This window comes from Nonomuraea sp. 10N515B, from assembly GCF_052245915.1.
In the GTDB taxonomy this organism is placed as follows: domain Bacteria; phylum Actinomycetota; class Actinomycetes; order Streptosporangiales; family Streptosporangiaceae; genus Nonomuraea.
This window is the reverse complement of the sequence record NZ_JBQQBQ010000055.1, coordinates 38,937-62,599: the sequence shown is the minus strand read 5'-3', so window position 1 is coordinate 62,599 and position 23,663 is coordinate 38,937. Positions and strand designations below refer to the sequence as shown.

The following is a 23,663-nucleotide window of genomic DNA, read 5'->3' as shown; positions in this document are numbered from 1 at the left end:
ACGCCGACGTCTACGCCCGCAACACGGCCGACGACCCGGACCGCGTCACACCGAAGCCGAACGCGGACGTCGAGCACGACCCGATGCGCGTCCTGCTGCCCCCGGTCTCCTGGAACGTGATCAGGCTCGGGTAGCGGTGCTCTCGCGGACGATGAGCTCCGGCTCCACCAGCCGGCGGGCGTCGGGCTCGGCGCCCGCCATCCGGTCCAGCAACATGTGGAAGGCGTGCCGGCCGACCTCCTGGAAGTCCTGCCGCACGGTCGTCAGCGGCGGCCAGAAGTAAGCCGCCTCGGGGATGTCGTCGAACCCGGCCACGCTCACGTCCTCGGGGACGCGCCGCCCCGCCTCCCCCAGCGCCCGGAGCACGCCGAGCGCCATCTGGTCGTTGGCCACGAACACGGCGGTGACCTCGGCGTTCTGGACGAGGTCGCGGCCGAGCTGGTAGCCGGAGCGCGCACTCCAGTCGCCGCGCAGGATCTCGGGCACCGGCCGGTCGGCGGCTTCCAGCACGCCGCGCCAGCCCGCGATGCGGTCGTTGGCGTCGAGCCAGTCGGCCGGTCCCGCCACGTGCCATACCGTCTCGTGGCCGAGGCTGAGCAGGTGCCTGGTCACGCGGGCGGCGCCGGCCCCCTGGTCCACCTTGGCGACCGGCACGGGGATGTCGTCGCCCGCGTCCACCGCGACCACCGGCATCTCGGGCGGCAGGTGGCGCAGGCCGTCGGCCGCCGACTCGTGCGGCGCCACGATGATGACGCCGTCGACCGCCTGGGCGCGCAGCCGCTGCACGCCTTCCTCCATCGACCTGCGATTGAGCGAGCTCAGGCTGGCGATGCTGACGTTGTAGCCGGCGTGCCTGGCGGCCTGCTCGATGCAGTAGAGCGTCGAGGCGGGGCCGTAGAGCGTGGTGTCGATGCTGACCACGCCGAGCACGCCGGAGCGGCCGGTGACGAGCTGGCGGGCGGCCTGGTTGGGCCGGTAGTCGAGCTCCTTGACGGCGGCCAGCACACGGGCCCGCGTCTCGGCCCTGACCCGTTCGGGCGCGTTGAGCACACGCGAGACGGTCATCGTGGAAACGCCGGCGAGAACGGCCACGTCCACCAGCACCGCAGGCCTGCCGTCCCTGGATTTCACCGCGGCTCACCCCCTTGCCGGTAACGCTAACAGGCCGAAGGGGCGAGCGCGCGATCATATTTGCCCGAGGACCGCCGCCGAGCCATCGCCCTGAGCGCGGTCGCGGTCTCCTCCACGCCGTCGGTCCCGGGTGGGCGCCGTACGTGAGCTCGTTGATGTCGCTGGGCGATGTCAACCGCGACGGTCACGGCGACATCGCCGCCGTCAACAACGGCACCCTCTACCTCTGGAAAGGCAACGGCAACAACGGCTTCGGCAACGCCATCGAGATCGGCCCCGGCTGGGCCCCGTACGTCTGACATCTCCCCACCCAAGGCCCCCGGGAGCGATCCCGGGGTCCTTCCATTTCGCCGACATACCGGCGACATACCGGCGATCTCTAGAGTCGCCCCGGGATCGGCGATGCCTTTGGGAGTACCGATGGAGATACGCCTCCTGGGTCCGATTGAGGTGTGGTGCGACGGGCGGCAGCTTGCCCTCGGGGGACGCAAGCCGCGAGCCTTGCTCGCCGCCCTGCTCCTCGACGCCGGACGGGCGGTCACCGTCGAGCGGTTGATGGAGGCGATCTGGCGGGACGACCCGCCGCAGACCGCCCGAGGCGTGCTCCACACCTACGTCGCCTCGCTGCGCAGGGCCTTCGAGAGGGCGGGCCGGCCGGGAATCATCGTCTCCCACCAGGTGGGATACACCGCCGAGATCCCTCCCGACGCGCTGGACAAGAACGTGTTCGAACGGCTCGTGAGCCAGGGACGGCGAGCCGCGCGCGAGGAGAGCCACCGCGAGGCGGGGGAGGCCTTCCGCGCGGCCCTGGCGTTGTGGCGGGGCCCGGCCCTGGGCGGGCTCGGCGACACCTACCTGAGCGCCGAGGCCGCCAGACTGGAGGAGGTACGGCTCGCCGTACTGGAGGAGCGGATCGCGGCCGATCTGGCGACAGGCGGCGGTGAGGGCCTGATCGACGAGCTGACCGAGCTGGTCGCGGCACATCCGGTCAGGGAGCGGCTGCGCCGCGACCTCATGGTCGTGCTCTACCGGGCCGGCCGCCAGGCGGACGCGCTGGCGGTCTACCAGCAGGGCCGGATAGCGCTGATCGACGAACTGGGCATCGAGCCGGGGCCCGAGCTGCGGCAGGCACACGAGGCCATCCTGCGGTCGGACACCGCTCTTCTCGCAGGTGCGGCGACAGCCGTACCTCCCCGGCAGTTACCCTCGTCGCTGCCCGACTTCACCGCCCGCGAGGACGAGCTCGCCGCCTTGTGCGACCGGCTCACCAGGCCGGACTCCACGCCGGTCTGCGTGATCTTCGGACCGGGCGGCGTCGGCAAGTCGGCACTCGCTCTGCGCGCCGCACACGAAGTCGCGCGTTTCTACCCCGACGGTCAGCTGCACGTCGAGCTGCGCGGCACCAGCGAGGCGCCCGCCACCCCGCTGGAAGTCCTCGGCCGGCTGCTGCGGGAGCTGGAGCCCGGCGTCTCACCGCCCGGCACCATGGAAGAGCGCGCCGCCCGCTACCGCACGCTGCTGGCCGGCCGGCGCGAGCTGGTCGTGCTGGAGGACGCCGCGACCGAGAGCCAGGTCCGGCCGCTGCTGCCAGGCGCCCCCGGCTGCGGGGTGATCGTCACCTCTCGCAACCGGCTCACCGGCCTGGCCGGCGTCACGGTGCTCGAACTCGGCCTGCTGCCTGACCAGGATGCGCTGCACCTCCTGGGGCAGATCACCGGCGCGGAGCGGATCGCCGCCGACCCGGACGCCGCACAGCGGGTCGTACGGCAGTGCAGCGGCCTGCCACTCGCGCTGCGCATCGCGGGATCAAGGCTGGCCTCGCGCCGCCAGTGGTCAGTGGCACGCCTGGCCGACCGCCTGGCCGACGAGCAGCGCAGGCTCGACGAACTGGCCGTCGGGGACCAGGAGGTACGAGCCACCATCGCCCTCAGCTACAACCTCCTGTCATCCGAGGCCAGGACCGCGCTGCGCCGCCTGGGCCTGCTCGGCCTGCCGTACATCCCGGTGTGGGTGGCGGCGGCCGCCGCGGAGACCGGCCTGGACGAGGCAGAGCGGCTGCTGGAGCACCTCGTCGACGCCTCCCTCGCCACCGTCGTGGAGAACCGCTACCGGCTGCACGACCTGATCCGGCTGTTCGCCCGGGAGCGCGCCCACGAGGAGGAGCCGGCGCCAGAACGCACGGCGGTGGTGCGCCGCGTGCTCGGCGGGTGGCTGTGGCTCATCGAACGGCTCGGCGAAGCCGTACCCAACGGAGTCCCCGTACACCGCACCTCCCCGGATCTCGCGCGGCCGCTGGACCCGCAGGTGCTGCACGGGGCACTCGCCGACCCGCACGCCTGGCTGCGTGGGGAGGAGGAGACGCTTATCGTCGCCGTGGAGCTGGCGGCGGCGATGGACCTCGACGACATCGCCGTCGAGCTGGCCGCCACACTGTGCTCCACGGCCCTCGAAGGCAGCCGGTACGTCTTCGACAACCCCTTCGCGGCATGGCACCGCACGCACGAGGCCGCCCTCGCCGTCGCCCGGCGCATGGACAACACCCTGGGCGAGGCGATCCTGCTCGCGGGACTCGGCCGCCTGTACTACGAGCGCGACCACTACGCCGAGTCCCGCGACTACCTCAGCCAGGCGCTGTCGCTGTTCCGCGCCGCGCAGGACACCAGAGGCGAGGCCGCCACGCTCGCCGCCCTCGGCGCCTCATGCCGTGAGCAGGGATACCTGCCCGAGGCCCTGCACTTCCTGGAGCGGGCGAGCCGGCTGTGGAGCGACCTCGCCGACCCGGAGGCCCTCGCGCACGTCAGGCGGCTGGCCGGCAGCGTCCACCTGGAGCGCGGCGACTACCCGGCCGCCTGGAGCGAGCTGACCTCGGCACTGTCGTTGTACCAGGACGCGGGCAGCCGCCGCGGGGAAGGACTGACCCTGCGCACCATGTCCCTCTACCACCGCGCACGCGGCGAGCTGGCGGAGTCGCAGGAGCTGTGCGAGCGGGCGCTGGAGATCTTCCGCGAGCTGGGCGACAGGCTGATGGAGGCGTACGGTCTGTCCGCCCTGGCCAAGACTCAGGTACGGCTGCGCCGGTTCGACGCGGCGGGCCGCGCACTGGCGGAGGTCCTCCCGGTGACGCGCATGCTCAACGACCGCTGGGGCGAGGCGTGGACGCTGCGCACGCTCGGCGAGCTGGACCTGGCCGAGGGGCGGCTCTACCAGGCCAAGAGCCGCCTGGAGGAATCAATGGCGCTCTGGGAAACGCTGCGCGCCGCCCTGTCTCGCGCGCGCACCCTGCGCGACCTGGCCCAGGTGCACGAGGCACTCGGCGACGATACCGCCGCCGCGACGGCCAGAGCGGAGGCGCTGGAGATCTTCCGGCTGCACGAGGCGCGGGAGTATCGCGAGCTCGGTGGAGAGGGATTACAGCGTTTTTGAAGCGGGTGGATGCATCATGAAGCCTCCCCTGTCACCCACGGAGGTCTCCATGCCCGACATCGTGCTCCTGTCCGACCCGCGGATCGCCGAGGTGCCGGTGAAGGAGTGCGGTGAAGCCCTGGTGGATCTGCGCACCCTGCCGGCACTCCGGGTGGACGAGCGCCTGGCCGACCCGGAAGGGGCCTTCGCGCGCGTACGGCTGAGCGTGGCCGACCGCCTGATCGCCGCCCAGGCACGTCTGCCCCGCGCGCTCCGGCTGCTGGTGGTGGAAGGATTCCGCCCGGTTTCCGTCCAGGAGAAGTATTTCGCCGCGTCCGTGGCCAGGCACCGGGCAGCCAACCCCGGCTGGGACGACAGGCAGGTCTATGTGGAGGCCAGCCGTTACGTCTCCCCGCCGCAGGTGGCCCCGCACGTCACCGGAGGCGCCGTCGATCTGACCCTGTGCACCGCCGCCGGCACGGAGTTGCCCATGGGGACGCAGGTCAACGCCACCCCTCCGGAGGACACCGACGCGTGCTACACCGCCTACCCGGGCATCTCCGCTGAAGCCCGCCGCAACCGCGACATCCTGGCGACCGCCATGGCCTCCGCCGGCTTCGTCAACTACCCCACCGAGTGGTGGCACTGGTCCTACGGCGACCGCTACTGGGCCCTGATCACTGGCGCCCGCTACGCCTGTTACACCATGACCCAGATCCCCGCCCCTTGAGCGCGCCTTCCCGCGCGAGATCGTGCCGTCACTTCGGGGCCGCGTCGGGAAGGCGGTCGCAGATGGCGTCCTTCGGCGGCGGCTCGTTCGTGTCGAGCACCCCGCAGCGGACGACCGGCTTGGCATACCCCCACGCTGTTTTCTCCACCTTCATCATGGCGACCACCTTGTTCACCGGACCGTGCCGCTCCGACGAGGCAAAGTCGATCACACCGCCAGATCCCTCCCAGGCTGAGTTGCCGGAGGTACGGGAGAGCCGGTAGAGGATGTCGCCTCTGCTGGGCAGCCCCTGATCGGTGCTGGCTGCCAGATAGGCGGCGTTGGCGGCCTGGTACACCACGCTGATGGCGTCGTAGGTGAGGATGAGGTTCTCGTCCGCGGCCTTCGTGTGCGCGCCCTGGAGCAGCCTGCCGACGAACGCCGTCGGCTTGGCCGAGCCGGCCGACCAGAGGGCCCGGTTCGCCAGCGCCAGGTGGTAGACCTCGACCTGTTTCATGTTGGCGATCTCGGCGCCGTGGTCGACCACCACCTTGACGACGTCGTCACCGGCGATCACCTTGAGCACACCGGTCCCGCAGGCCTTGCCTTCGATCGCGACGAGGAAGTCGCGGAACTCCGGGGCGCGCCCCGCGTACATCAGGACGTCCGGCTTGAGCTCGCAGGCCTTCACCGCTGCCGCGGAGATCCCGCCGGCGTTCACGGTGTAGGAGAGGCGGTCCTTGACGTCGACGCCCTGCTGGACCAGCGTCGTCTCGAGGTCGGCGGCCAGGTTGTTGGTGTAATCGTCGCTGGGCGAGCCGTCCTGCACGATGACCGCCGACTTGAGCCTGAGCCTGCCGGCGAACCTGGCGGCCAGCGAGGCCTCGCGGAAGTTGGTGGGGCCCACGTGGAAGTAGTACGGAGACGGGTTGCCGGTGTCATCGAGGTAGCCGAGCCGATCCGCGGTCGCCGTGCTGGCCACCATCGGGATCTTCGCGGCGTGCAGCACGTCGACTGCCTGCCTGACTCCCTCGACGCTACGGCCAAAGCCGACCACGCCCATGACGTGCCGGTCGGCTTCGGCCAGCCCGGTGATGAGCTCCGCCGTCCGCCGGCCCTGCCGGAAGTTGTCGCCTGCGTTGGCGATCAGCACGCGCAGCCGCGGGGTGCCGGAGACCGTGCGCTGGTATTCCTCGACGGCCGCGAGTTCGGATATCGCGCTCGCCAGGCGGGTGTCGTCCGCCGCCGCCTTCTTGATCGAGAACTCGCCGAACAGGACCACGCTGACGTACCTGCCCGAGCTCGTGGCAAAGTCGTTGTTTTCGTCGATCTTCTTGATGAGGTTCTTCACCTCGCCGTCGAACAGGTCGTCCGGCGTGTCTTCCGCCGCGTTGACGACGCCCACGCACTCTCCGTCGATCCGCTCCACCCAGGCAAGGCCGCCACAGTGCGCGTCCCTGTCCTGCTGGGCCCAGAAGACCCAGGCGAGGGGCGCGGTGACCAGGAGGAGAACGGCGCCCCAGTATCCGAGCGCGCGTAACCGGCTCCGTACCAGCCGCGGCTTGTACGTCTGCGCCAGCTGGTCCGAGGGCGGGTCGGAAGACCGGAGGTCGAGCCTCAGGCGGGGAAGGCGCCGCTTCGCCAGCTCCTGCCATTTCTTGACCGCGACGTCGAGGTCGCCGAACTCCAGGGGCTTGGCTGATGTCGCGGTGGTGAAGTCGTCGGGCACGGAGGCCAGCACGATCATCGGGGGCAGCAGCCCGGTCTCCTCCGTGGTCTTCTCCAGGAGGTGAAGGAAGTCGGCGTTCGCCCCCGACGGATTCTTGATCTCGAGGAGTACGAGGGAGTACAGCCCCCGGCCCCAGCTCGGCCAGGGAATGACCCACTTCTTGTACGCCGTGCGCATGTCGCCGCAGAGCGCATGGACCAAGAGCAGCTCGATATCCGGGTCGCTCGCCTTCGCCAGGCGTGAGGCGTAATCGGGGAGCCGCTCGAACGGGGCGCGCCGCAGATAGGGCTGCTTGCGGAACCAGCCGGTGAACAGCGATCCCCTGATCGACAGCACCCCCATCGCCGCGGTGCCGATCACCGCCACCGTGCCGCCCAGCAGCCACGGAATGATGCCGACGAGGTCGGATGCGCCGCCCACCCACCAGACGGCGAACGTCCCGAGCGGGACCCACGTGGTGGCCGCGCGGGTCAGGAAGTCGGCTGTGGTCCTGACATTGTGGTCGCCGCCGCGATTGCGCCGCCTGAGCCGCTTCTTCCACTCCCCGTAGCCGCCCTCCTCAGGCTGCTTCTTCGCCCACAGGACGAACTGGACGAAGGGGAAGCGGGGCGCGGGCAGGAAGGATCCGCCTACCGGCTTGCCCAGCTTGCGGTCTCCCGCCAGGGCCTCCACCAACTCGCTCACATTCGCGTGAGCGCCCTCCTCGACCGAGGCGTACGGCACGTCGCTCTCAAAGGGCTTGGCCAGCTTTGTCAGCGTCTCGAACGCGTGCTCGCCTGTCACCAGCACGATGGGGAGCGGCGGGTCCGCGCGCCAGAACGCCGGCCGCCGAATGAGTCCAGCGATGACACCGCGCAGATCGGCCACGTGGACGCCCTCCCCCTGAGTCTTACCGTCCGCACCCCGGTCAATCCATTCTGTCAAGCTCAGCCGCGCTGGACAGGCATATGGCACGAAGCTTCTGAAACGACGCGAAGGACCCACCGATGAACGGGCGGGCATCCGGCTCCACAGCGGAAGATCATCGAAGAGACGCAGGCGAGAGTCGAACTCGCTCGGACGGGCTTTGCAGGCCTGCCTCCGCAACCCGCGAACTGCGCCAAGTCCACCCGGCCCCACGATGGCGAGGCGGATCGTGCGCGAGGACGGAGTCGAACCGCCACAGCCGAAGCGTCCGGTTTACGGCCGGGTGGGCTCCCCAGGTGCCCAGCTCGCGCGAGAGGGAATGTGTGCGTAACACATTCAAGTAGCCCCAGCAGGATTCGAACCTGCAACAGACCCGGCTTCGTAGGCCGGCGCTCTATCCATTGAGCTATAGGGCCGGAAATGGCGGTCGTACCCCCATGCCGGTCTCGAACCGGCGATATTTCCCGGTTGAAAGCCAGGCGTCCTGACCGCTAGACCAACGGGGCGCATCTCGAAACGGAGATCGTACGTCCGGCGGGATTCGAACCCGCACCGCCCGGCTCCTTAGGCCGGTGCCTCTCCCATTGGGCTACGGACGCTTCAGAGCCGCAGCGGGGACTCGAACCCCGTCCTGCTGGTTGGAAGCCATCTGCCTTACCAGTTCGGCCTCTGCGGCGTGGACCGACAGGGACTTGAACCCTGAACCCCTGCGTGCAAGGCAGGTGTGATGCCTTTTCACCATCAGCCCATCGATGTCTTCCGCTGTGGAGTTGTCAAAAAGCAAGGAAACAGAAAGGCCGCCTGGGTATGTCCCTGGCGGCCTCCGGATCATCCTTCGTTTCGGATTACCCTGAAGCCGGCCCGATGAGCGCGCAGCCGGACACCGCAGGTCGGCGATAGAGGCACCGTTCCTGCCCGAGTGCGGCGGCTGCGTAGCGCATGGCTGGCCTTTCCATGACGTTGCGGGGGCGGCTGGGATCCGCCCCGTCCTTTCGACGTGGATCCACGTTAACGAGGGGCATTCGGTGAATGCCACTCATTTATTACCAGGACGCGTTCGCGGCCGTTTCGGTTCAGCCCGAGGCGGCAGAGCCGCGACGCCGAGCTGCCCCCGGCGGGCACGCAACTGGTCGATGTCGCACTCGTCCTGCTCAACGCGGCCGATCCGGGCCCGATCGACAACACGGTGGAGGAGCTGCTGCGGTCCCTGTCGATCATCCAGCTTGGGGTCAGCCGGTCACCACGGAGCCGGTGACGCTGGGCGGTGATGAAGGCGGTGGTGGCCAGTGGGGAGCCTCGATTCCCACATGACACATTGCTCCATGTTGGGCAGACTCGTCCCATGCACAACGGACGGTTGTTTACCATCGTCGGCGGGATATTCGGTCTCATCGGGCTGGTGCTGCTCTGCGTCGGCATCGCGCTGGCCGCCTCTACGGCGAGCTTCCTGGCCTCGGCCAACCAGACCGAGGGCACCGTGGCCGGGGTGACTGCACGGACCACCACGACACGGAGTTCCGACGGCCATATCCGCAGGAGCACGTCGTGGTACCCGACCGTGGAGTTCACCGTCGACGGCAGGCGGTACTCGTTTCTGAGCTCCACTGGCAGCAACCCACCGTCCCACAAGGAAGGCGAAAGCGTACCTGTCGCCTACGACCCGGACGATCCGTCCAACGCGCGGGTTGCGTCGTTCTGGTCCGCGTTCCTCGCTCCGCTGATCGTCGGTGGAATCGGCGTGATGTTCACGCCGATTGGTGCGGTCTTGTTCGCCAAAGGACGACGGATCGCTCGGCTGCGAGCCTAATCGCAACCTGGTCGACGTGGACGCCAGTCGTACCGCTGCTCGGCCGGCAGGAAGTCATCGGTGCCGACAGCACCCGTGATCAACCCGGAACAACAACAAGCCCCAACTCCCGGCAGGTGCCGTGAGCTGAGGCTTGGTTCCGTGTGGTGGACGATACTGGGATTGAACCCGTGACCTCTTCCGGGTCAGCGTTGTCCTGATCATGGCTCTACCTAGGGTTTCCCGCCGCCCGAGTTGGCCCAGCGCTGGGACGGGTACGCCTGGCCGTCGGCCCGCGCCAACTCCCACGTGCCGGCCGCGCTGCCGCCCGGTTCGTTCCTCGGAGTGGACGAAGCGGATGTTTACCCTCTCTGGAGCGGCACGCGACAACCCGGTAAACATACCCGCGCTATACCGCCGCCTCCTATGGTCGGTTCTGCACAGGAGAAGTCAGCGGGAATGTGAATCGCTTGTCTGAGCATTTCCCGCCCACTCGGAATTCACCTGGAGGAATCTCATGTCGCGATCCGCAATATTACGCGGGTTCATCGCCACATTGTTCGCCGCCGCGTTCTGCGTCGTCGGCCTGGCGAGCCCGGCGCTGGCCGTACCGAACTTCCAGCTTCCCTTCCCGTGCGGCCAGAAGTGGCAGCTGAACAGCTGGGCCCACGCACCCGCCCTCGACATGGTCAAGGAGCCCGACCAGCACGGCACCGAAGGCGCCACCCTGGTGGCGGCCGCCGGCGGGACTGTGGACACGTCCTTCTGGCATGACAACGGCGGCCACGTCGTGCAGATCGATCACGGCGGCGGCTACTTCACCACCTACATCCACCTGCAGTCCCGCGCCGTCTCGGCCGGGGACAAGGTGGAGCGGGGAACGGTGATCGGCAAGGTCGGCAGGACCGGGGGGGAGTCCAACGACCACCCCCACCTGCACTTCGAGCTCGCCTACGACGCCAACGGCGATGGGAACGCCTCGTGGGGGTTCGCCGGGTCCGAACGCATCAAGCCGATCTTCAACGGCGTCACCTACGGCCAGGCCAACGGCATGGAGTGGGACAACGTCGAGAGCCGCAACTGCGGCCCGGTGTCTCCCAAGGGCGACGCGTCCGTTTACGGCGTCCTGTCCAACGGTCTGTTGACGTATACGTCGATTGACGCGGCGACCGGTAAGCGGACGTCGGGTGCCGAGGTGTCGGCGGTGTCGCTGGGGTTCAAGCCGAAGGCGATGGCGACGCTGAATCACAACACGCTGCTGGTGACCGAGGACGGTACGGGCGGCCGGTTGTATCGGGTCGACGTCATCACGGTGCGGGATACGGTGATTTTCGAGAAGCCGGTGTTCTTGGGGACGGGGTGGACGCACGATCTGCTGGCGTATGACGGGTCGTCTTATCTGTTCGGTATCGCCGATGGTGCGTTGCGCCGGTACAAGCTGACGGCCGACAAGCCGGCGTTGGCGGATATCACGGGTAATACGTTGATCGGGAATGGGTTCACGCTGAAGACGCTGACCGCGACGGGTCCGAGCTGGATTCTGGGCACGACCTCGGCGGGTGCGCTGATCTCGTACAAGATCAATGGTGCGGCGTCGTGGCAGCGCTACCAGTTGCGTGACACGACCTGGCAGGTGTTCGACCAGTTGCTGTCGCCGGGCGGCGGTGTCTACTACGGCCACAGGAACGCCGAGGGGTCGGTGCACCGCTACTTCGATGAGAACCCGTACGACGGCCGGGGTGATGACCTGACCGGGCAGGGCGTGGTGGACACGGAGGGCTGGACGCAGGTGCTGCTGTCGGCCAACCCCGACACCGTGACCAGCTCGTGAAGGGCCTACCGGCACGCGCCGCCGTCACGGCCACGGCCCTGATCGCCCTGATCGGGTTATCCCACCCCGCGATGGCCGACCCGACGGACCCGCCGATGGAGGCGTCGGACATCACCGCCGCCTACGCCACGGTCGCCTGCGACCCCGGCGGCACCACCTCGACGGACGCGGCCCTGGCCACCCAGCTCAACAGCGCGCTCGACGACAAGATGCGCGGCTACATGACCGCCTACCGCGTCTCCTGCGCCCGCATGGTGATCAAGGCCGTGCACGACCGCGGGCTGCCGAAGCGGGCCGCCGCCATCGCGATCGCCACGACGATCGTGGAGTCCAGCATCCAGAACATCAGCGAGGAAGTCGACCACGACAGCCTGGGCCTGTTCCAGCAGCGAGCCTCCTGGGGCAGCAGGACCCAGCGCCTGAACCCGACGTGGGCCACCAACGCCTTCCTCGACAAGATGCTCCGCGTCTACCCGAACGACAGCTGGCAGACCGCGCCGATCGGCGAAGTCTGCCAAGCCGTCCAGGTCTCGGCCTACCCCGACCGGTACCAGGTCGAGGCCAGTGACGCACAGATCATCGTCAACGCCATCTGGCCTTACATCGACGGCCCCAACGGTGTGGCCTCGGTGTACGGGGTGCTGTCGAACGGTTTGTTGACGTATACGTCGATTGACGCGGCGACCGGTAAGCGGACGTCGGGTGCCGAGGTGTCGGCGGTGTCGCTGGGGTTCAAGCCGAAGGCGATGGCGACGCTGAATCACAACACGCTGCTGGTGACCGAGGACGGTACGGGCGGCCGGTTGTATCGGGTCGACGTCATCACGGTGCGGGATACGGTGATTTTCGAGAAGCCGGTGTTCTTGGGGACGGGGTGGACGCACGATCTGCTGGCGTATGACGGGTCGTCTTATCTGTTCGGTATCGCCGATGGTGCGTTGCGCCGGTACAAGCTGACGGCCGACAAGCCGGCGTTGGCGGATATCACGGGTAATACGTTGATCGGGAATGGGTTCACGCTGAAGACGCTGACCGCGACGGGTCCGAGCTGGATTCTGGGCACGACCTCGGCGGGTGCGCTGATCTCGTACAAGATCAATGGTGCGGCGTCGTGGCAGCGCTACCAGTTGCGTGACACGACCTGGCAGGTGTTCGACCAGTTGCTGTCGCCGGGCGGCGGTGTCTACTACGGCCACAGGAACGCCGAGGGGTCGGTGCACCGCTACTTCGATGAGAACCCGTACGACGGCCGGGGTGATGACCTGACCGGGCAGGGCGTGGTGGACACGGAGGGCTGGACGCAGGTGCTGCTGTCGGCCAACCCCGACACCGTCACCTGAGAGGTCGCGAAGGCTCCGGCCTGCCGGGGCCTTCTGCGTGTACGCCCGGCATGGGCGACTGCTCGGGGGTGAAAGTCCTGTGGAGGAAGAGGTGGTGCTAGATCAGCGCGGCCGGCGTCAGCCAAGGCCACCATGCTGCCCGCCCTGTGCGCCGACCGCGGCGCCACGCCCGGCGAGGTCGTGGCCTTCGGCGACATGCCCAACGACTTGGCCGTCCTGCCTGTCGTGTGGCGGGCCGGGTACGCCATGGCCGGCGCCCACCCGCTGGCGCTGTCCGCGATCGACCGGCGCACCCGGGCCAGCCATGAGGACGTGGGTGGCAGTGGTCCTGGAGCGCCCTTGTCGTGCTCACACGTCGCCGGTTACTCGCGGTCTCCGCCACGGTCGCGGCGCTGGCCGGCCCGATACCGCGTGGTGGGCGGCCCATCCCCTAGGAGAAGCACGTCCTCCCGCTTACCCGCCGGGCCGGTCAGCTCGGTGGCTGCCGCGCCGAGATCATGGTGATCACGGCCGCGTTCACCGGCATGCGCTGGGGAGAGCTGACCGGGCTGGCGCGGGCGACCTGCCGAATCGCCGAGAAGATGATCCGGGTTCATCCCGACGTCCCGATTGCTCCCGATTCCTTGATCCGTAACCGGAGAAACAAGAAACCCCAGGCCGTTGACCTGGGGTTTCTGCGGTGGACGATACTGGGATTGAACCAGTGACCTCTTCCGTGTCAGGGAAGCGCTCTCCCGCTGAGCTAATCGTCCTTACGAGGTGGCGACGGGATTTGAACCCGTGTGGACGGCTTTGCAGGCCGCTGCCTCGCCTCTCGGCCACGCCACCGGGCCAGATCTCCGAGCGGAAGACGGGATTCGAACCCGCGACCCTCACCTTGGCAAGGTGATGCTCTACCACTGAGCCACTTCCGCGTTGCTCAAGTAACTCTAGCGGGTTTTCCGGCCGGATGGTTACTTGCGCAGCTGGCGGGCCACGCTTCGCTCGGTGGCGGGCAGGCTGAGGAAGATCTCCAGGATCCTGGTGAGGCGGTGGACCTCGATGCGGTGGAAGGCGGGACCTTCGGAGCGGGCCAGCAGGAGCGTAATGGCGAGCGGCGGCAGCGGGGCGTGAATGATGTGCAGGCCCTCATCGAGCGTCATGGCCGCCGGGCGCGCGGGCACGTCGTCCGGGATGGTCAGCTCCTGCGGGGCGCGCCAGCTGGCGTACAACACGCGGTGCTCGGCGGTCGTCGCGGCCCAGTCGGCGCTGAAGAGCACGGGGAGTGAGTCGACGAGCGTGGTCAGGGCCCGGTCGCCCGCCGTCGTGATGTATTTGAGTATCTCCAGCTCCGGGTAGGTGCCGGGCGCCTCGCGCGTGGTCCAGATCCCCTCGACCCGCACACCGTCGACCCCCTCCAGGCTCTTGACCAGGGCCTGCCTGGGCGTGCTGTCCGGCCAGAAGACCGTGATGTCGTCCACGGCCACACCCGCGCCCCGGTCGAGGACGATCACCTGGGTGATGTCCGCCCCCGCCACCCCCAGGACCTTGGTGACCTGCGCCAGCGAACCCGGCCTGTCGGGCAGTGCGATGCGCACGCGAAGAAGCATCCATCCCCCATCCACCGAAGATGCTGCTTCTCACCCTATCCGCGAATACCGCTCGCGACCTGACCTGCGCTACAACTGACGAAGTGAAGATTGGGCCGATTGGGGTTTGGCCGCCGGTGGTGCTGGCGCCGATGGCGGGCATCACGAACGCGCCGTTCCGGGTGTTGTGCTGGCAGCAGGGCGCCGGGCTGTTCGTGTGCGAGATGATCACGACGCGTGCGCTGGTGGAGCGCAATCCCAAGACCCTCAGGATGATCAGGTTCGCCGAGTCGGAGCAGCCCAGGAGCATCCAGCTCTACGGGGTGGATCCCGGCATCGTGGGGCGGGCGGTCAGGATGATCGCCGAGGAGGACCTGGCCGATCACATCGATCTCAACTTCGGGTGCCCGGTGCCCAAGGTGACCAGGCGCGGGGGCGGGTCCGCGCTGCCGTACAAAAGGAATCTGCTGCGGCGGATCCTGCGGGAGGCGGTCGCCAACGCCGGAGCGCTTCCCGTGACGATGAAGATGCGCAAGGGGATCGACGACGATCATCTGACGTACCTGGACGCGGGGCGCATCGCGGCAGAGGAGGGCGTCGCGGCGGTCGCGTTGCACGCCCGTACGGCCAGGCAGCACTACGGCGGCGTCGCGGACTGGGAGGCCGTCGCCCGGCTGAAGGAGGCCGTGCCGGAGATCCCCGTGCTGGGCAACGGCGACATCTGGTGCGCCGACGACGCGCTGCGGATGGTGGCGCGGACGGGGTGCGACGGCGTGGTGGTCGGGCGCGGCTGCCTGGGGCGGCCGTGGTTGTTCAAGGACCTGGAGAACGCGTTCAACGGCAGCCCCGAGCGGGCCCGGCCGACGCTCGGCGAGGTGGCCGAGATGATGGCCAGGCACGCAGAAGGGCTGGCCGAGTGTTTCGACATCGAGCGGTACGCGGTGGCCGACTTCCGTAAGCACGTCGGCTGGTATCTGAAGGGGTTCATGGTCGGCAGCGAGCTCCGGCGGGAGCTGGCCACGGCCGAGTCGCTCGACGGGCTGCGCGAGGGGCTGGCGAAGCTCGAGCACGACCAGCCGTGGCCGGCCAACACCGACACGCCGCGGGGCAAGTCGGGTGAGCGGTCCAAGGTGCATCTTCCCGACGGATGGCTGGACGACCCGTGGGACTGTGTGGTGCCCGAGGACGCCGAGTCGGACGTTTCCGGAGGCTAGTGGGGGCCGGCGGCCTCCGTGCCGCAGGGGCCGCCGCCCACGGCCCGCTCCAACTGGATGCGCTCGCCTGACATGGTGAGCGTCGGGTAGTACTCGGCGATGCGCTCCGCCGAGCGGCCGGTGTAGTGGCAGATGAAGCTGCGCCTGAAGCGGTCGGTCGTGCTGTTCGGCTCCGAGCCGTGGACCAGGCTGCCGTTGAAGAACAACACGTCCCCGGGATCCATGTCGACCGGCACCTTCTTCAGGCCGGGTGGCGGCGGCACGTACTCCCTGGTGAACGAGACGCCCTGGTCGGCCTCCTCCGGGCAGAACAGGTCCATCAGGTGCGTGCCGGGCACGACCTCCAGGCCGCCGTTCGCCCGGTCCACCCGGTCGAGCGCCACCCACGCGGCCACGCACGTGCCCGGCTCGACGCGAAGATAGAAGTTGTCCTGGTGCAGCGCCTGGCCCCTGGCACCCGGCGGCTTGAAGTAGAACATGCTCTGGGCTGCTATCGGCTCCTCGCCGAGCAGGTCGCGGAGTATCGCGGCGATGCGGGTGTCGAGCAGGTAGCGAAGGGCCAGGTCGTTGACCTCGTGGGGGTGCATGATGCGTGGGTATTCACGCAGGATGTCGTATGGCCGGCCGGGCTCCTGCGGCTGGGGCGAGAAGTGACCGGGGATGGGGCCTCCGGCGTGGATTGCCATGAACTCCTCGCGCAGCTCGGCCACCTCTTCGGGGGCGAGCAGGCCGGGCACCAACATGTATCCCTGCTCGTGGAAATCGTCGATCCTCATGTATTTCACGCTAAGGACCCGGATCGGGTAACGGTATGCCTGTGATTGCTAAGGACTTGTCCGTTCCTGCTGCCGAGTTGATGATCGTGGGCCACTACGACAAGCTCCCGGGATATGGGACGCGGCGGCCCGCGGGGTCGCCCAGCTGGCTGCTGATGTGGACGCAGGCGGGCGCGGGGCTGGTCGCGCAGGGCGGGGCGGCGTTCGAGGTGCGGGCGGGCGATCTGGTGGTACTCGGGTCGGGGGTCGTGCAGAACTACCAAGTGGCGCCGGGGGCCTCGCGGTGGCGGTTCTGGTGGGTGCACTTCCAGCCGCGCGCGTCGTGGGCGGCGTGGCTGGGGCCGTACGGGCGGGGCGGCGGGTGTCACGTCGTCCCGCGGGTGCCGGGGGAGCTGCACGAACGGATTGACCTGGCGTTCGGGCGGGCGCTTCGCGATGCCAGGTGGGTGCCGCCGGGGCACGGGGGTGAGCAGGCGCTGGGGCGTGGTGGCGAGCCGGTGCCTGCGGTCGTCGTGGGTGGCCCGGCGCGCGAACTGGTGCTGGGCGCTGTCGAGGAGGCGTTGGTGCTGGCCACCGCCTCGGCGCGGCCCGAGGGGGCGCGGCAGTCCGAGGAAGGGGACGAACGGGTGCGGCGCGTGCTGGCGATCATCGCCGCCGAGCCGGGCGCCCCGCACTCGGTCGCCTCGCTCGCCCGCGGGGTCGCGCTCTCGCCCTCCCGGCTGGCCCACCTGTTCACGGCCCAGACCGGCCGCACCCCGATGCAGGCCGTCCGGCAGGCGCGGGTACGGCACGCGGCCGGGCTGCTGGAGGTGACCGACCTGGACGTCGGGCAGGTGGCGGCGGCGTCGGGGTTCGTCAGCCCGTTCCACTTCAGCCGCGCCTTCAAACGCGAGTACGGGCTCCCGCCCCGCGACTACCGCGCCCGCCTCCGGCCCCAACCCTGATTCAGGCCCAACGCACCGTCGCATTGTGCTAGCGCTCAAGCAGCAGGCCGCCGAGGCGCGCATGTCGCTGTCCGCCTACGCTGGCAAGTTGCTCACCGAGAGCGTGACGCTGCGCCGCAAGGGCAGTTCCGGCATGGCCGCCAAGCTTCGGCAGCGGGCCGCGGGCAGACGCGCTCGAGGCGCGGTGACGCCTTCCCGCGAGGACATCTTGGACGTCGTCCACTCCCAGCGGGAGGGACTCGATCACGAGTGATCGTAGACAACTCGCTGCTGCTGGAAGCACTCACCGCCAGCGAACCGCACGAGGATCTGCTCTCCATCATGGACCGCACCGTTTTTCATGCGCCCTACCTGCTGAACTCCGAGTTCAATAACGGGCTGCGCCAGCTCCTGCTCGCGAAGAAGATCGACGAGGAGACCGCAGAGGAAGCACGGGAGGACTTGCCGAGACACTGGACATGCCGCTGGCCACCTGCGATGTGAAGCGGCTCCCGGCGCATGGAGGCTCGCGGAGACTGCACAACGCCCAGGTGCTGGTGCTGCCGCAGACCTGAGCTGACCCCCAGCCCAGCCCGAGGTCGTGGCCTGTGCCGCGAGCTGGGGCTTCTTGTGTTCCTGTGAGGCAGTCAGCGGGTGAGGGGGAGGGGGCCCTTGTCGGGGGTGAAGAGCTGGTCGTCCAGGTGGTCCACGGCGTAGTCGATGGCGCCGACCACCACGCACTCGTCGCCCAGCGTGGACGCCCGCACCTCCGGCATGCGCATGCACACCCGCTCCAGCCGGTCCCGAAGGCGATCGAGCAGCACGTCGGACGACCGTGAGAATCCGCCGCCCAGCACCACCATCTGCGGGTCCAGGATGAGGACCATCGCGGCCGTCCCCACCGCGAGGTCGTCGACGTACCGTTCGACGGCCTCGATGGCGACCGGGTCGCCGTTCCTGGCGGCGGCCAGGGTGAAGCCGGCGGCGTCTTCGGGCGGTGTTCCTTCGGGTACGCACGCGCAGGTGTTCAGGTGCTCGGGCGCGTCGAACCAGCGGGCCTCGGGCAGCATGGAGATCTCGCCGGCGGCCGCGCCGAAGCCCCTGTGCACCTTTCCGCCGATGATCAGCCCGGCGCCCATACGCCGGCCGACGTGCAGGAACACCACGTCCCTGGTTCCCCGGGCGACGCCGCGGCGGGCTTCGGCCATGGCGGCCAGGCGGCTGTCGTTCTCGATGAGCACCTGGCAGGGGAACATCTCGCGCAGCTTGCCCGCCAGGTCCAGGTCCCGCCAGGCGGGCACGGCGGCCGAATAGATCACGCGCCCCTCGACGTCGATCACGCCGATCGTGCCGACCGCGATGCTCCACAGGTCCGCGACCGTCGTACGGCTGAGCGCCAGACACCCGCTGACCGCTCGGTCGATCGCGGCCAGCCGCTCGTCGAGCGGGGCGTCGGGCAGCACCGGCTGCCGGGTCTCGGCAAGGATCTCGCCGTCGAGGTCGGACAGGGCGGCGCGGATGTTGTGACCTCCTATGTCGACGCCGACCAGGTAGCCGCTGTCGGCGCGGAAGCGGTAGCGGCGGGCGGGCCGGCCCATCGTGCCCGGGCTCGGTGACACCTCCTCCACCCAGCCCAAGGACATGAGCTCGTCCGTGACCTCTTTCATGGACGGCCGCGACAGGCCGGTGCGTTCGGCGAGCGCCGACAGGGTGAGCGGCCCCGCCCTGCGTAGTGCCCGGATGGCGGTCAGCGAGTTGAGCTGCCGCAGCCGTGACAGGTCGCCGCCGCGTAGGTCCGCCATCCGCCGTCCTTAATGTAGTTCTCCTCTGTAACCAGAGATTATGCCAGTGCTCGACCGGTGTACATGTCCCGTCCCTGCGCAGAAAATCGGCCGTTGACCCTCTAGCGAGCCCGGTGCTACTAATGAAGGGCTCCTACGTAAGTTGAGAGGAATGAGGACTGATGTCGTTCGCGGACATCGGCGAGATCACGTGCGTTCCCGGCCGGGCGCGGGTGTTCGAGCACGGCTGGCAGTCGTGGAGCCCCACGGGCGCCTACGGCCTGGACGACGCTCCGCCTCGGCCCGCCGGCGAGACGATCCAGGTCCTCTGCTACCGCCCCGAGACCCCGGTCCCCGAGGGGGTGTTCCAGGGGGAGGGCTTGCTGGCGGTCGAGCCGGGGGACGGTTCCGTGGAGCTCTGGTCGGCGCCGGGCCCGCCCCAGGTGCCGTCGATCAGGGCGCGAGAGGCGGGGCCCGGTCGGCTGGTGATCTCCGCCGACGGTCCGGTACGCCACCACCGCGCCGAGGGCGGCCTGGCCCAAGCGCTGCGCGACTGGGCGGACACCATGGCGGAGCCCAGGACGTTCGCCGCGGTCCCGCCCATGTGGTGCACCTGGTACGGCTACTGGGACAAGGTCACCGACGCCGACGTCATCGAGAACCTGGAGCTCGCCTCCCGGCACGGGCTGCCCGCCGACATGTTCCTCATCGACGACGGGTACGAGGCCGAGATCGGCGACTGGCTGGAAGGGCGGCCCGGGTTCGGATCGCTGGAGCGGGCCGTGGACGCCGTCACGGCCACAGGCCGGCGGGCCGGGATCTGGACCGCGCCGTTCCTGGTCGGCCACCGGAGCCGGGTCTTCCGCGAGCACCCCGAGTGGCTGGTCGACGGGGCCTACGCCGGCCGTATGTGGAACCAGGACCTGGCCGTGCTCGACGTCACCCACCCGGGAGCGGCCGAGCACCTGGTGACCGTCTTCCGAACGTTCCGCGCCATGGGGATCACCCACTTCAAGCTCGACTACCTGTACGCGGGGGCGCTGGCAGGCGGGCGGCACGACGACCTGGACCCGATCGCCGCGTACCGGCGCGGGCTGGAGCTGATCCGCGAAGGCGGCGGCGCCGAGGCCACCTTGCACGGGTGCGGCGCGCCGATGCTGCCCAGCATCGGGCTGGTCGACATCATGCGGGTCAGCCCGGACATCGCGCCGACGCTGCTGCCCAGGTCCGGGGACATCAGCCAGCCGTCGCAGCTCGGGGCCCGGCTCACGGGGGCCGCCAGGGAGTTCCTGCACGCCCGGTGGTGGGTGAACGATCCCGACTGCATCATCCTGCGGCCCGGGGTCGAGGCCAGGGAGCAATGGGCGGCGCACATCGCCGGGACGGGAGGGCTGCGCGGGGCGAGCGACCCGATCGCGGCGCTGGACGAGTGGGGCCTGGAGACGACCCGCCGGCTGATGGTCCCGACCGCCACGGACCCGTCGTGACCGGCCGAGCCGCCGGCGCCCGTCTCCCGTTGCGGGCCGTGCGCGGCCGAGCGGGCGGAAGGCGATGGGGGAGCGGGTGGCACGCCTACCTCTTCATCGCGCCGAGCCTCTTAGGCGTCCTGGCGTTCCTGCTGCTCCCCATGGTGATCGTCCTCGTCCTGAGCCTGTTCGACTGGGAGTTGCTGTCCGCGCCCGAGTTCGTCGGCCTGGACAACTACCACCGCCTGGCAGCCGACGGCGAGACCTGGCACTCGCTCGGGGTCACGGCCGGCTACGTCCTGCTCTGCATCCCGCTCCAGACCGTCCTCGCCCTTGCCCTGGCCATGCTGCTCAACCAGCGCGTGAAAGGCGTCAGGTTATACCGGTCGCTCTTCGTCATCCCGTGGATGGCCACGCCCATCGTCCTCGCCCTCATCTGGAACTGGATCTTCGACCCGCGTGACGGCGCGCTCAACAGCGCCCTGGCCCTCGTCGGCATCACCGGCCCCGACTGGCTGTCCGATCCCGACTGGGCGCTACCCGCCGTCGCCCTGGTCAGCGTCTGGCAGCACACCGGCTACAACATGCTCTTCTTCCTCGCCGGGCTGCAGGGCATCCCGCAAGAGCTGCACGACGCGGCCGCCACCGACGGCGCCACCGCTGCGCAGCGGTTCTGGCGGGTGACGCTGCCGCTGCTCAACCCCACGATGTTCTTCGTCACGGTGACCAACCTCATCGGCGCCTTCCAGGTGTTCGACACGGTGTACGCGATGACGGACGGCGGGCCGAGCGGCAGCACCGAGGTGCTGAACTTCCGGATCTTCCAGACCGCGTTCAAGGAGTTCGACTTCGGCTACGCGGCCACACTGTCCGCCCTGCTGTTCGCGGTCATCCTCCTGGTGACGCTGGCGCAGGTCAGGTTCTTCGGCAAGCGCACCACCTACGACCTGAGCTGAGTGACCCATGCCCAAGCGAATCCTGCTGTACGCCGCGCTCGTGGCCGGCGCCTTCATCTCGGTCTTCCCGTACCTGCTGGTGGTGCTGACCGCACTCAAGACGCAGGCGCAGCTGAGCTCCACCCCGCCCTGGCTGCCCGGGTTGCCGCCGACCACGGACAACCTGGCCAAGATGCTCGGTGGGGACTTCCCCCGCTACGTGCTCAACACGGCCGTGATGACGGCGCTGCTGACGGCCGGGCAGCTGGTGTTCACGACGTTCGCCGCGTACGCGTTCGCCCGGCTGCGGTTCAAGGGCAGGGACGTCCTGTTCTGGCTGTACGTGGCCACGATGATGGTGCCGAGCGCCGTCACCATGATCCCGCTGTTCCTCATCATGCGGGAACTGGACCTGGTCAACACCTGGTACGGCCTGCTCGCCCCGTACATCCTCGGCACCCCGTACGGAATCTTCCTCATGCGGCAGTTCTTCAAGAGCCTGCCCGCCGGGCTGGAGGAGGCGGCCAGGATCGACGGGGCGGGACCGATGACGATCCTGCTCCGCGTCCTGCTGCCGCTCTGCCGGCCCGCGCTCGGCACGCTGGCGATCATCACGGTGATCTCGTCCTGGAACAGTTTCCTCTGGCCGCTGATCATCACGAGCGGCGACGACACCAGGGTGATCACTGTCGCGATCGCCACGCTCAAGGACGGCATCGGCGTCGACTACCACCTCATGATGGCCGGCAGCCTGATCGCGCTCGCGCCGATGGTGGCCGTCTTCATCTTCTTCCAGAAGCACATCGTCCGGTCTGTGGTCCTCACAGGCCTCAAATAAGAAGAGGTCAGCGAATGTTGAAATCCCCCCGGATTCGCTGGGCCGGGGCGCTCCTCAGCGCCGCCATGCTCACTCTCGCCGGCTGCTCCTCAGGAGAAGGAAGCGGCGCGGACAAGGTCACGTTGACGTACCGGCTCTGGGACGACCAGCAGAAGGCAGGCTACGAGAAGGTCATGGCGGCCTTCGAGAAGGCCAACCCCGGCATCGACGTCACCATCGAACTGCTGCCGTACGACCAGTACTGGACGAAGCTCACCGCCGACGTGGTCGCCGGCACCGCGCCGGACGTGTTCTGGATGACGCCCACCCAGTTCCCCGAGTTCGTCACCAAGGGCGTGCTGTCGCCGGTCCAGGTGGACACGGCGAAGTACCACCAGACCGTCGTCGGGTCGTTCACCTACGAGGGCAAGCTGTACGGCGTCCCCAAGGACTGGGGGGTCGTCGGCCTGCTCTACAACAAGGACCTGTTCGAGCAGGCCGGAGTGGAGATGCCGGACAAGCTCACCTGGACGGCCGACGGCACCGGCACCCTGCTCGACACGGCACGCAAGCTCACCGTGGACGAGGCCGGCAAACACCCCGGCGAGGCGGGCTTCGACCCCGCCAAGGTCAAGACGTACGGCTTCGCCTCCTGGAACCACTACCAGACGCAGTGGATGAACTGGGTCAGCTCCAACGGCGGCAAGCTCGTCGACAAGCCTTTCGGCAAGTACGTCTTCAACGACGCCGCCTCGGTGCAGGCGCTGCAGTTCGGCGTGGACCTGGTCAACAAGCACCACGTGGCCCCGCCGGCCACCCAGACGAACCCGCCCACCGGCAAGATCACCGATATGTTCAAGGCGGGTCAGATCGCGATGTTCCCCGCCAACAACGCGCTGCTGCCGTTCGTGGCCCCTGAGGCGACGTTCGAGGTGGGCGTCGCGCTCATGCCGGAGGGCCCGGCCGGCCGCTCCGTCAACCTCAACGGCCTGGCCGAGGCCGTCTACGCCAAGAGCGAGCACCCGCAGGAGGCCATGAAGCTGGCCGCCTACCTCGGCACCCAGGAGCCGCAGAAGCTCATGGCCGACGGCGGCTACGTCTTCCCCGCGCTCAACGGCCTCGCCCAGGGCTACGTCGACTACTGGAAGGCCAAGAAGGTCGACGTCTCGCCGTTCGTCGAGGAGGCGGAGGGCTCCACCTTCCCGCTGCCGATCACCACCGGCTTCACGGGCTTCGAGACGAAGCTTAACCAGATCTTCAACGAGATGTACCTCGGCAATCTCTCTCCGCAAGAAGCCGCAGATCAGGCTGTCGCCGCAGGTAACGCCACCCTCGAGTAAGGACCCCCA

The 23,663-nt window shown here is 68.9% G+C and carries 20 protein-coding genes, 10 tRNA genes and 1 pseudogene; 16 read left to right on the top strand and 15 right to left on the bottom strand.

Translation table 11 applies throughout. The features are described 5' to 3' along the window. Nucleotides 1–120 precede the first annotated feature (120 nt). On the bottom strand, nt 121–1,131 hold the full coding sequence (locus ACTWQA_RS46345; protein ID WP_443165231.1) for a LacI family DNA-binding transcriptional regulator: 1,011 nt from the start codon (nt 1,129–1,131) through the stop codon (nt 121–123). Nucleotides 1,132–1,274: 143 nt separating this feature from the next. Between ACTWQA_RS46345 and ACTWQA_RS46340 the strand changes: the two genes are divergently transcribed. From ACTWQA_RS46340 to ACTWQA_RS46330, 3 genes are all read left to right on the top strand, one after another. Further along, nucleotides 1,275–1,430, top strand: a complete 156-nt coding sequence (locus tag ACTWQA_RS46340; protein WP_443165230.1) for an FG-GAP-like repeat-containing protein — start codon at nt 1,275–1,277, stop codon at nt 1,428–1,430. Between the two features lie 121 nt (nt 1,431–1,551). Beyond that, on the top strand, nt 1,552–4,554 hold the full coding sequence (locus ACTWQA_RS46335) for a BTAD domain-containing putative transcriptional regulator (RefSeq protein ID WP_443165229.1): 3,003 nt from the start codon (nt 1,552–1,554) through the stop codon (nt 4,552–4,554). A gap of 16 nt (nt 4,555–4,570) precedes the next feature. After that, a complete protein-coding gene (locus ACTWQA_RS46330) occupies nt 4,571–5,263 on the top strand; it encodes a M15 family metallopeptidase (RefSeq protein ID WP_443165228.1) in 693 nt (230 codons plus the stop codon). 28 nt (nt 5,264–5,291) lie between these two features. Here the strand turns inward: ACTWQA_RS46330 and ACTWQA_RS46325 are convergent, their stop codons facing one another. The 8 genes from ACTWQA_RS46325 to ACTWQA_RS46290 form a co-directional block, all read right to left on the bottom strand. After that, nucleotides 5,292–7,838, bottom strand: a complete 2,547-nt coding sequence (locus tag ACTWQA_RS46325) for a hypothetical protein (RefSeq protein ID WP_443165227.1) — start codon at nt 7,836–7,838, stop codon at nt 5,292–5,294. 163 nt (nt 7,839–8,001) lie between these two features. Then, a tRNA-OTHER gene (locus tag ACTWQA_RS46320) sits at nt 8,002–8,072 on the bottom strand. A 35-nt stretch (nt 8,073–8,107) separates the two neighbouring features. After that, a tRNA-Tyr gene (locus tag ACTWQA_RS46315) sits at nt 8,108–8,188 on the bottom strand. Nucleotides 8,189–8,218: 30 nt separating this feature from the next. Beyond that, nucleotides 8,219–8,293 (bottom strand) — tRNA-Arg (locus ACTWQA_RS46310). Nucleotides 8,294–8,308: 15 nt separating this feature from the next. Then, a tRNA-Glu gene (locus tag ACTWQA_RS46305) sits at nt 8,309–8,383 on the bottom strand. Nucleotides 8,384–8,403: 20 nt separating this feature from the next. After that, nucleotides 8,404–8,476 (bottom strand) — tRNA-Leu (locus ACTWQA_RS46300). Between the two features lie 5 nt (nt 8,477–8,481). Continuing rightward, nucleotides 8,482–8,553 (bottom strand) — tRNA-Gly (locus ACTWQA_RS46295). Between the two features lies 1 nt (nt 8,554). After that, nucleotides 8,555–8,625, bottom strand: a tRNA-Ala gene (locus ACTWQA_RS46290). Between the two features lie 594 nt (nt 8,626–9,219). Here ACTWQA_RS46290 and ACTWQA_RS46285 point away from each other — a divergent pair. The 5 genes and pseudogenes from ACTWQA_RS46285 (at nt 9,220) to ACTWQA_RS46265 (ending at nt 13,541) form a co-directional block, all read left to right on the top strand. Then, a complete protein-coding gene (locus tag ACTWQA_RS46285; protein WP_443165226.1) occupies nt 9,220–9,684 on the top strand; it encodes a DUF3592 domain-containing protein in 465 nt (154 codons plus the stop codon). Nucleotides 9,685–10,180: 496 nt separating this feature from the next. Next, complete coding sequence (locus ACTWQA_RS46280) at nt 10,181–11,494, top strand: M23 family metallopeptidase (protein ID WP_443165225.1); 1,314 nt, start codon at nt 10,181–10,183, stop codon at nt 11,492–11,494. Then, nucleotides 11,491–12,834: a hypothetical protein gene (locus ACTWQA_RS46275; protein ID WP_443165224.1), complete on the top strand. Its 1,344-nt coding sequence runs from the start codon at nt 11,491–11,493 to the stop codon at nt 12,832–12,834. Before ACTWQA_RS46280 ends, ACTWQA_RS46275 begins: the two co-directional genes overlap by 4 nt. A 129-nt stretch (nt 12,835–12,963) precedes the next feature. Further along, nucleotides 12,964–13,338 (top strand): annotated as a pseudogene (locus ACTWQA_RS46270) (HAD family hydrolase); the annotation flags it as partial. Further along, the gene (locus tag ACTWQA_RS46265) at nt 13,332–13,541 is read left to right on the top strand and encodes a hypothetical protein (protein ID WP_443165223.1); all 210 of its coding nucleotides are present in this window, start codon (nt 13,332–13,334) and stop codon (nt 13,539–13,541) included. The pseudogene ACTWQA_RS46270 and the gene ACTWQA_RS46265, both read left to right, overlap by 7 nt. Here ACTWQA_RS46265 and ACTWQA_RS46260 read toward each other — a convergent pair. From ACTWQA_RS46260 to ACTWQA_RS46245, 4 genes are all read right to left on the bottom strand, one after another. Continuing rightward, nucleotides 13,515–13,586 (bottom strand) — tRNA-Val (locus tag ACTWQA_RS46260). The two genes, ACTWQA_RS46265 and ACTWQA_RS46260, sit on opposite strands and share 27 nt — an antisense overlap. Nucleotides 13,587–13,591: 5 nt before the next feature. After that, a tRNA-Cys gene (locus ACTWQA_RS46255) sits at nt 13,592–13,662 on the bottom strand. 14 nt (nt 13,663–13,676) lie between these two features. Beyond that, nucleotides 13,677–13,748, bottom strand: a tRNA-Gly gene (locus ACTWQA_RS46250). A gap of 39 nt (nt 13,749–13,787) precedes the next feature. Then, a complete protein-coding gene (locus ACTWQA_RS46245) occupies nt 13,788–14,411 on the bottom strand; it encodes an amino acid-binding protein (protein ID WP_443165222.1) in 624 nt (207 codons plus the stop codon). Nucleotides 14,412–14,506: 95 nt separating this feature from the next. Between ACTWQA_RS46245 and dusB the strand changes: the two genes are divergently transcribed. Next, nucleotides 14,507–15,616 carry a tRNA dihydrouridine synthase DusB gene (gene dusB, locus ACTWQA_RS46240; RefSeq protein ID WP_443165221.1) on the top strand — a complete coding sequence of 370 codons (1,110 nt, stop codon included), beginning with the start codon at nt 14,507–14,509 and terminating at the stop codon, nt 15,614–15,616. On the opposite strand, the gene ACTWQA_RS46235 is transcribed toward dusB, so the two are convergent. Beyond that, the gene (locus ACTWQA_RS46235) at nt 15,613–16,392 is read right to left on the bottom strand and encodes a phytanoyl-CoA dioxygenase family protein (RefSeq protein WP_443165220.1); all 780 of its coding nucleotides are present in this window, start codon (nt 16,390–16,392) and stop codon (nt 15,613–15,615) included. The genes dusB and ACTWQA_RS46235 overlap by 4 nt on opposite strands. A gap of 41 nt (nt 16,393–16,433) precedes the next feature. Between ACTWQA_RS46235 and ACTWQA_RS46230 the strand changes: the two genes are divergently transcribed. From ACTWQA_RS46230 to ACTWQA_RS46220, 3 genes are read left to right on the top strand one after another with little or no spacing between them, the layout of a single operon-like run. Beyond that, nucleotides 16,434–17,336: a helix-turn-helix domain-containing protein gene (locus ACTWQA_RS46230; protein WP_443165219.1), complete on the top strand. Its 903-nt coding sequence runs from the start codon at nt 16,434–16,436 to the stop codon at nt 17,334–17,336. A gap of 25 nt (nt 17,337–17,361) precedes the next feature. Next, nucleotides 17,362–17,589 (top strand): hypothetical protein, encoded by a 228-nt coding sequence (locus ACTWQA_RS46225; protein WP_443165218.1) that lies wholly within the window; start codon nt 17,362–17,364, stop codon nt 17,587–17,589. Continuing rightward, entirely contained in the window at nt 17,586–17,819 is a 234-nt protein-coding gene (locus ACTWQA_RS46220; RefSeq protein WP_443165217.1) for a hypothetical protein, read from the top strand. The genes ACTWQA_RS46225 and ACTWQA_RS46220 overlap by 4 nt, the downstream gene beginning before the upstream one ends. Before the next feature lie 143 nt (nt 17,820–17,962). Here the strand turns inward: ACTWQA_RS46220 and ACTWQA_RS46215 are convergent, their stop codons facing one another. Continuing rightward, nucleotides 17,963–19,117, bottom strand: a complete 1,155-nt coding sequence (locus ACTWQA_RS46215) for an ROK family protein (RefSeq protein ID WP_443165216.1) — start codon at nt 19,115–19,117, stop codon at nt 17,963–17,965. Nucleotides 19,118–19,278: 161 nt separating this feature from the next. Between ACTWQA_RS46215 and ACTWQA_RS46210 the strand changes: the two genes are divergently transcribed. From ACTWQA_RS46210 to ACTWQA_RS46195, 4 genes are read left to right on the top strand one after another with little or no spacing between them, the layout of a single operon-like run. Next, a complete protein-coding gene (locus ACTWQA_RS46210; protein WP_443165215.1) occupies nt 19,279–20,583 on the top strand; it encodes a glycoside hydrolase family 36 protein in 1,305 nt (434 codons plus the stop codon). Next, nucleotides 20,580–21,518: a carbohydrate ABC transporter permease gene (locus ACTWQA_RS46205; protein ID WP_443165214.1), complete on the top strand. Its 939-nt coding sequence runs from the start codon at nt 20,580–20,582 to the stop codon at nt 21,516–21,518. Before ACTWQA_RS46210 ends, ACTWQA_RS46205 begins: the two co-directional genes overlap by 4 nt. A gap of 7 nt (nt 21,519–21,525) precedes the next feature. After that, entirely contained in the window at nt 21,526–22,335 is an 810-nt protein-coding gene (locus ACTWQA_RS46200) for a carbohydrate ABC transporter permease (RefSeq protein ID WP_327580576.1), read from the top strand. Nucleotides 22,336–22,349: 14 nt separating this feature from the next. Beyond that, a complete protein-coding gene (locus ACTWQA_RS46195) occupies nt 22,350–23,654 on the top strand; it encodes an ABC transporter substrate-binding protein (RefSeq protein ID WP_443165213.1) in 1,305 nt (434 codons plus the stop codon). The last annotated feature ends 9 nt before the right edge of the window (nt 23,655–23,663 follow it).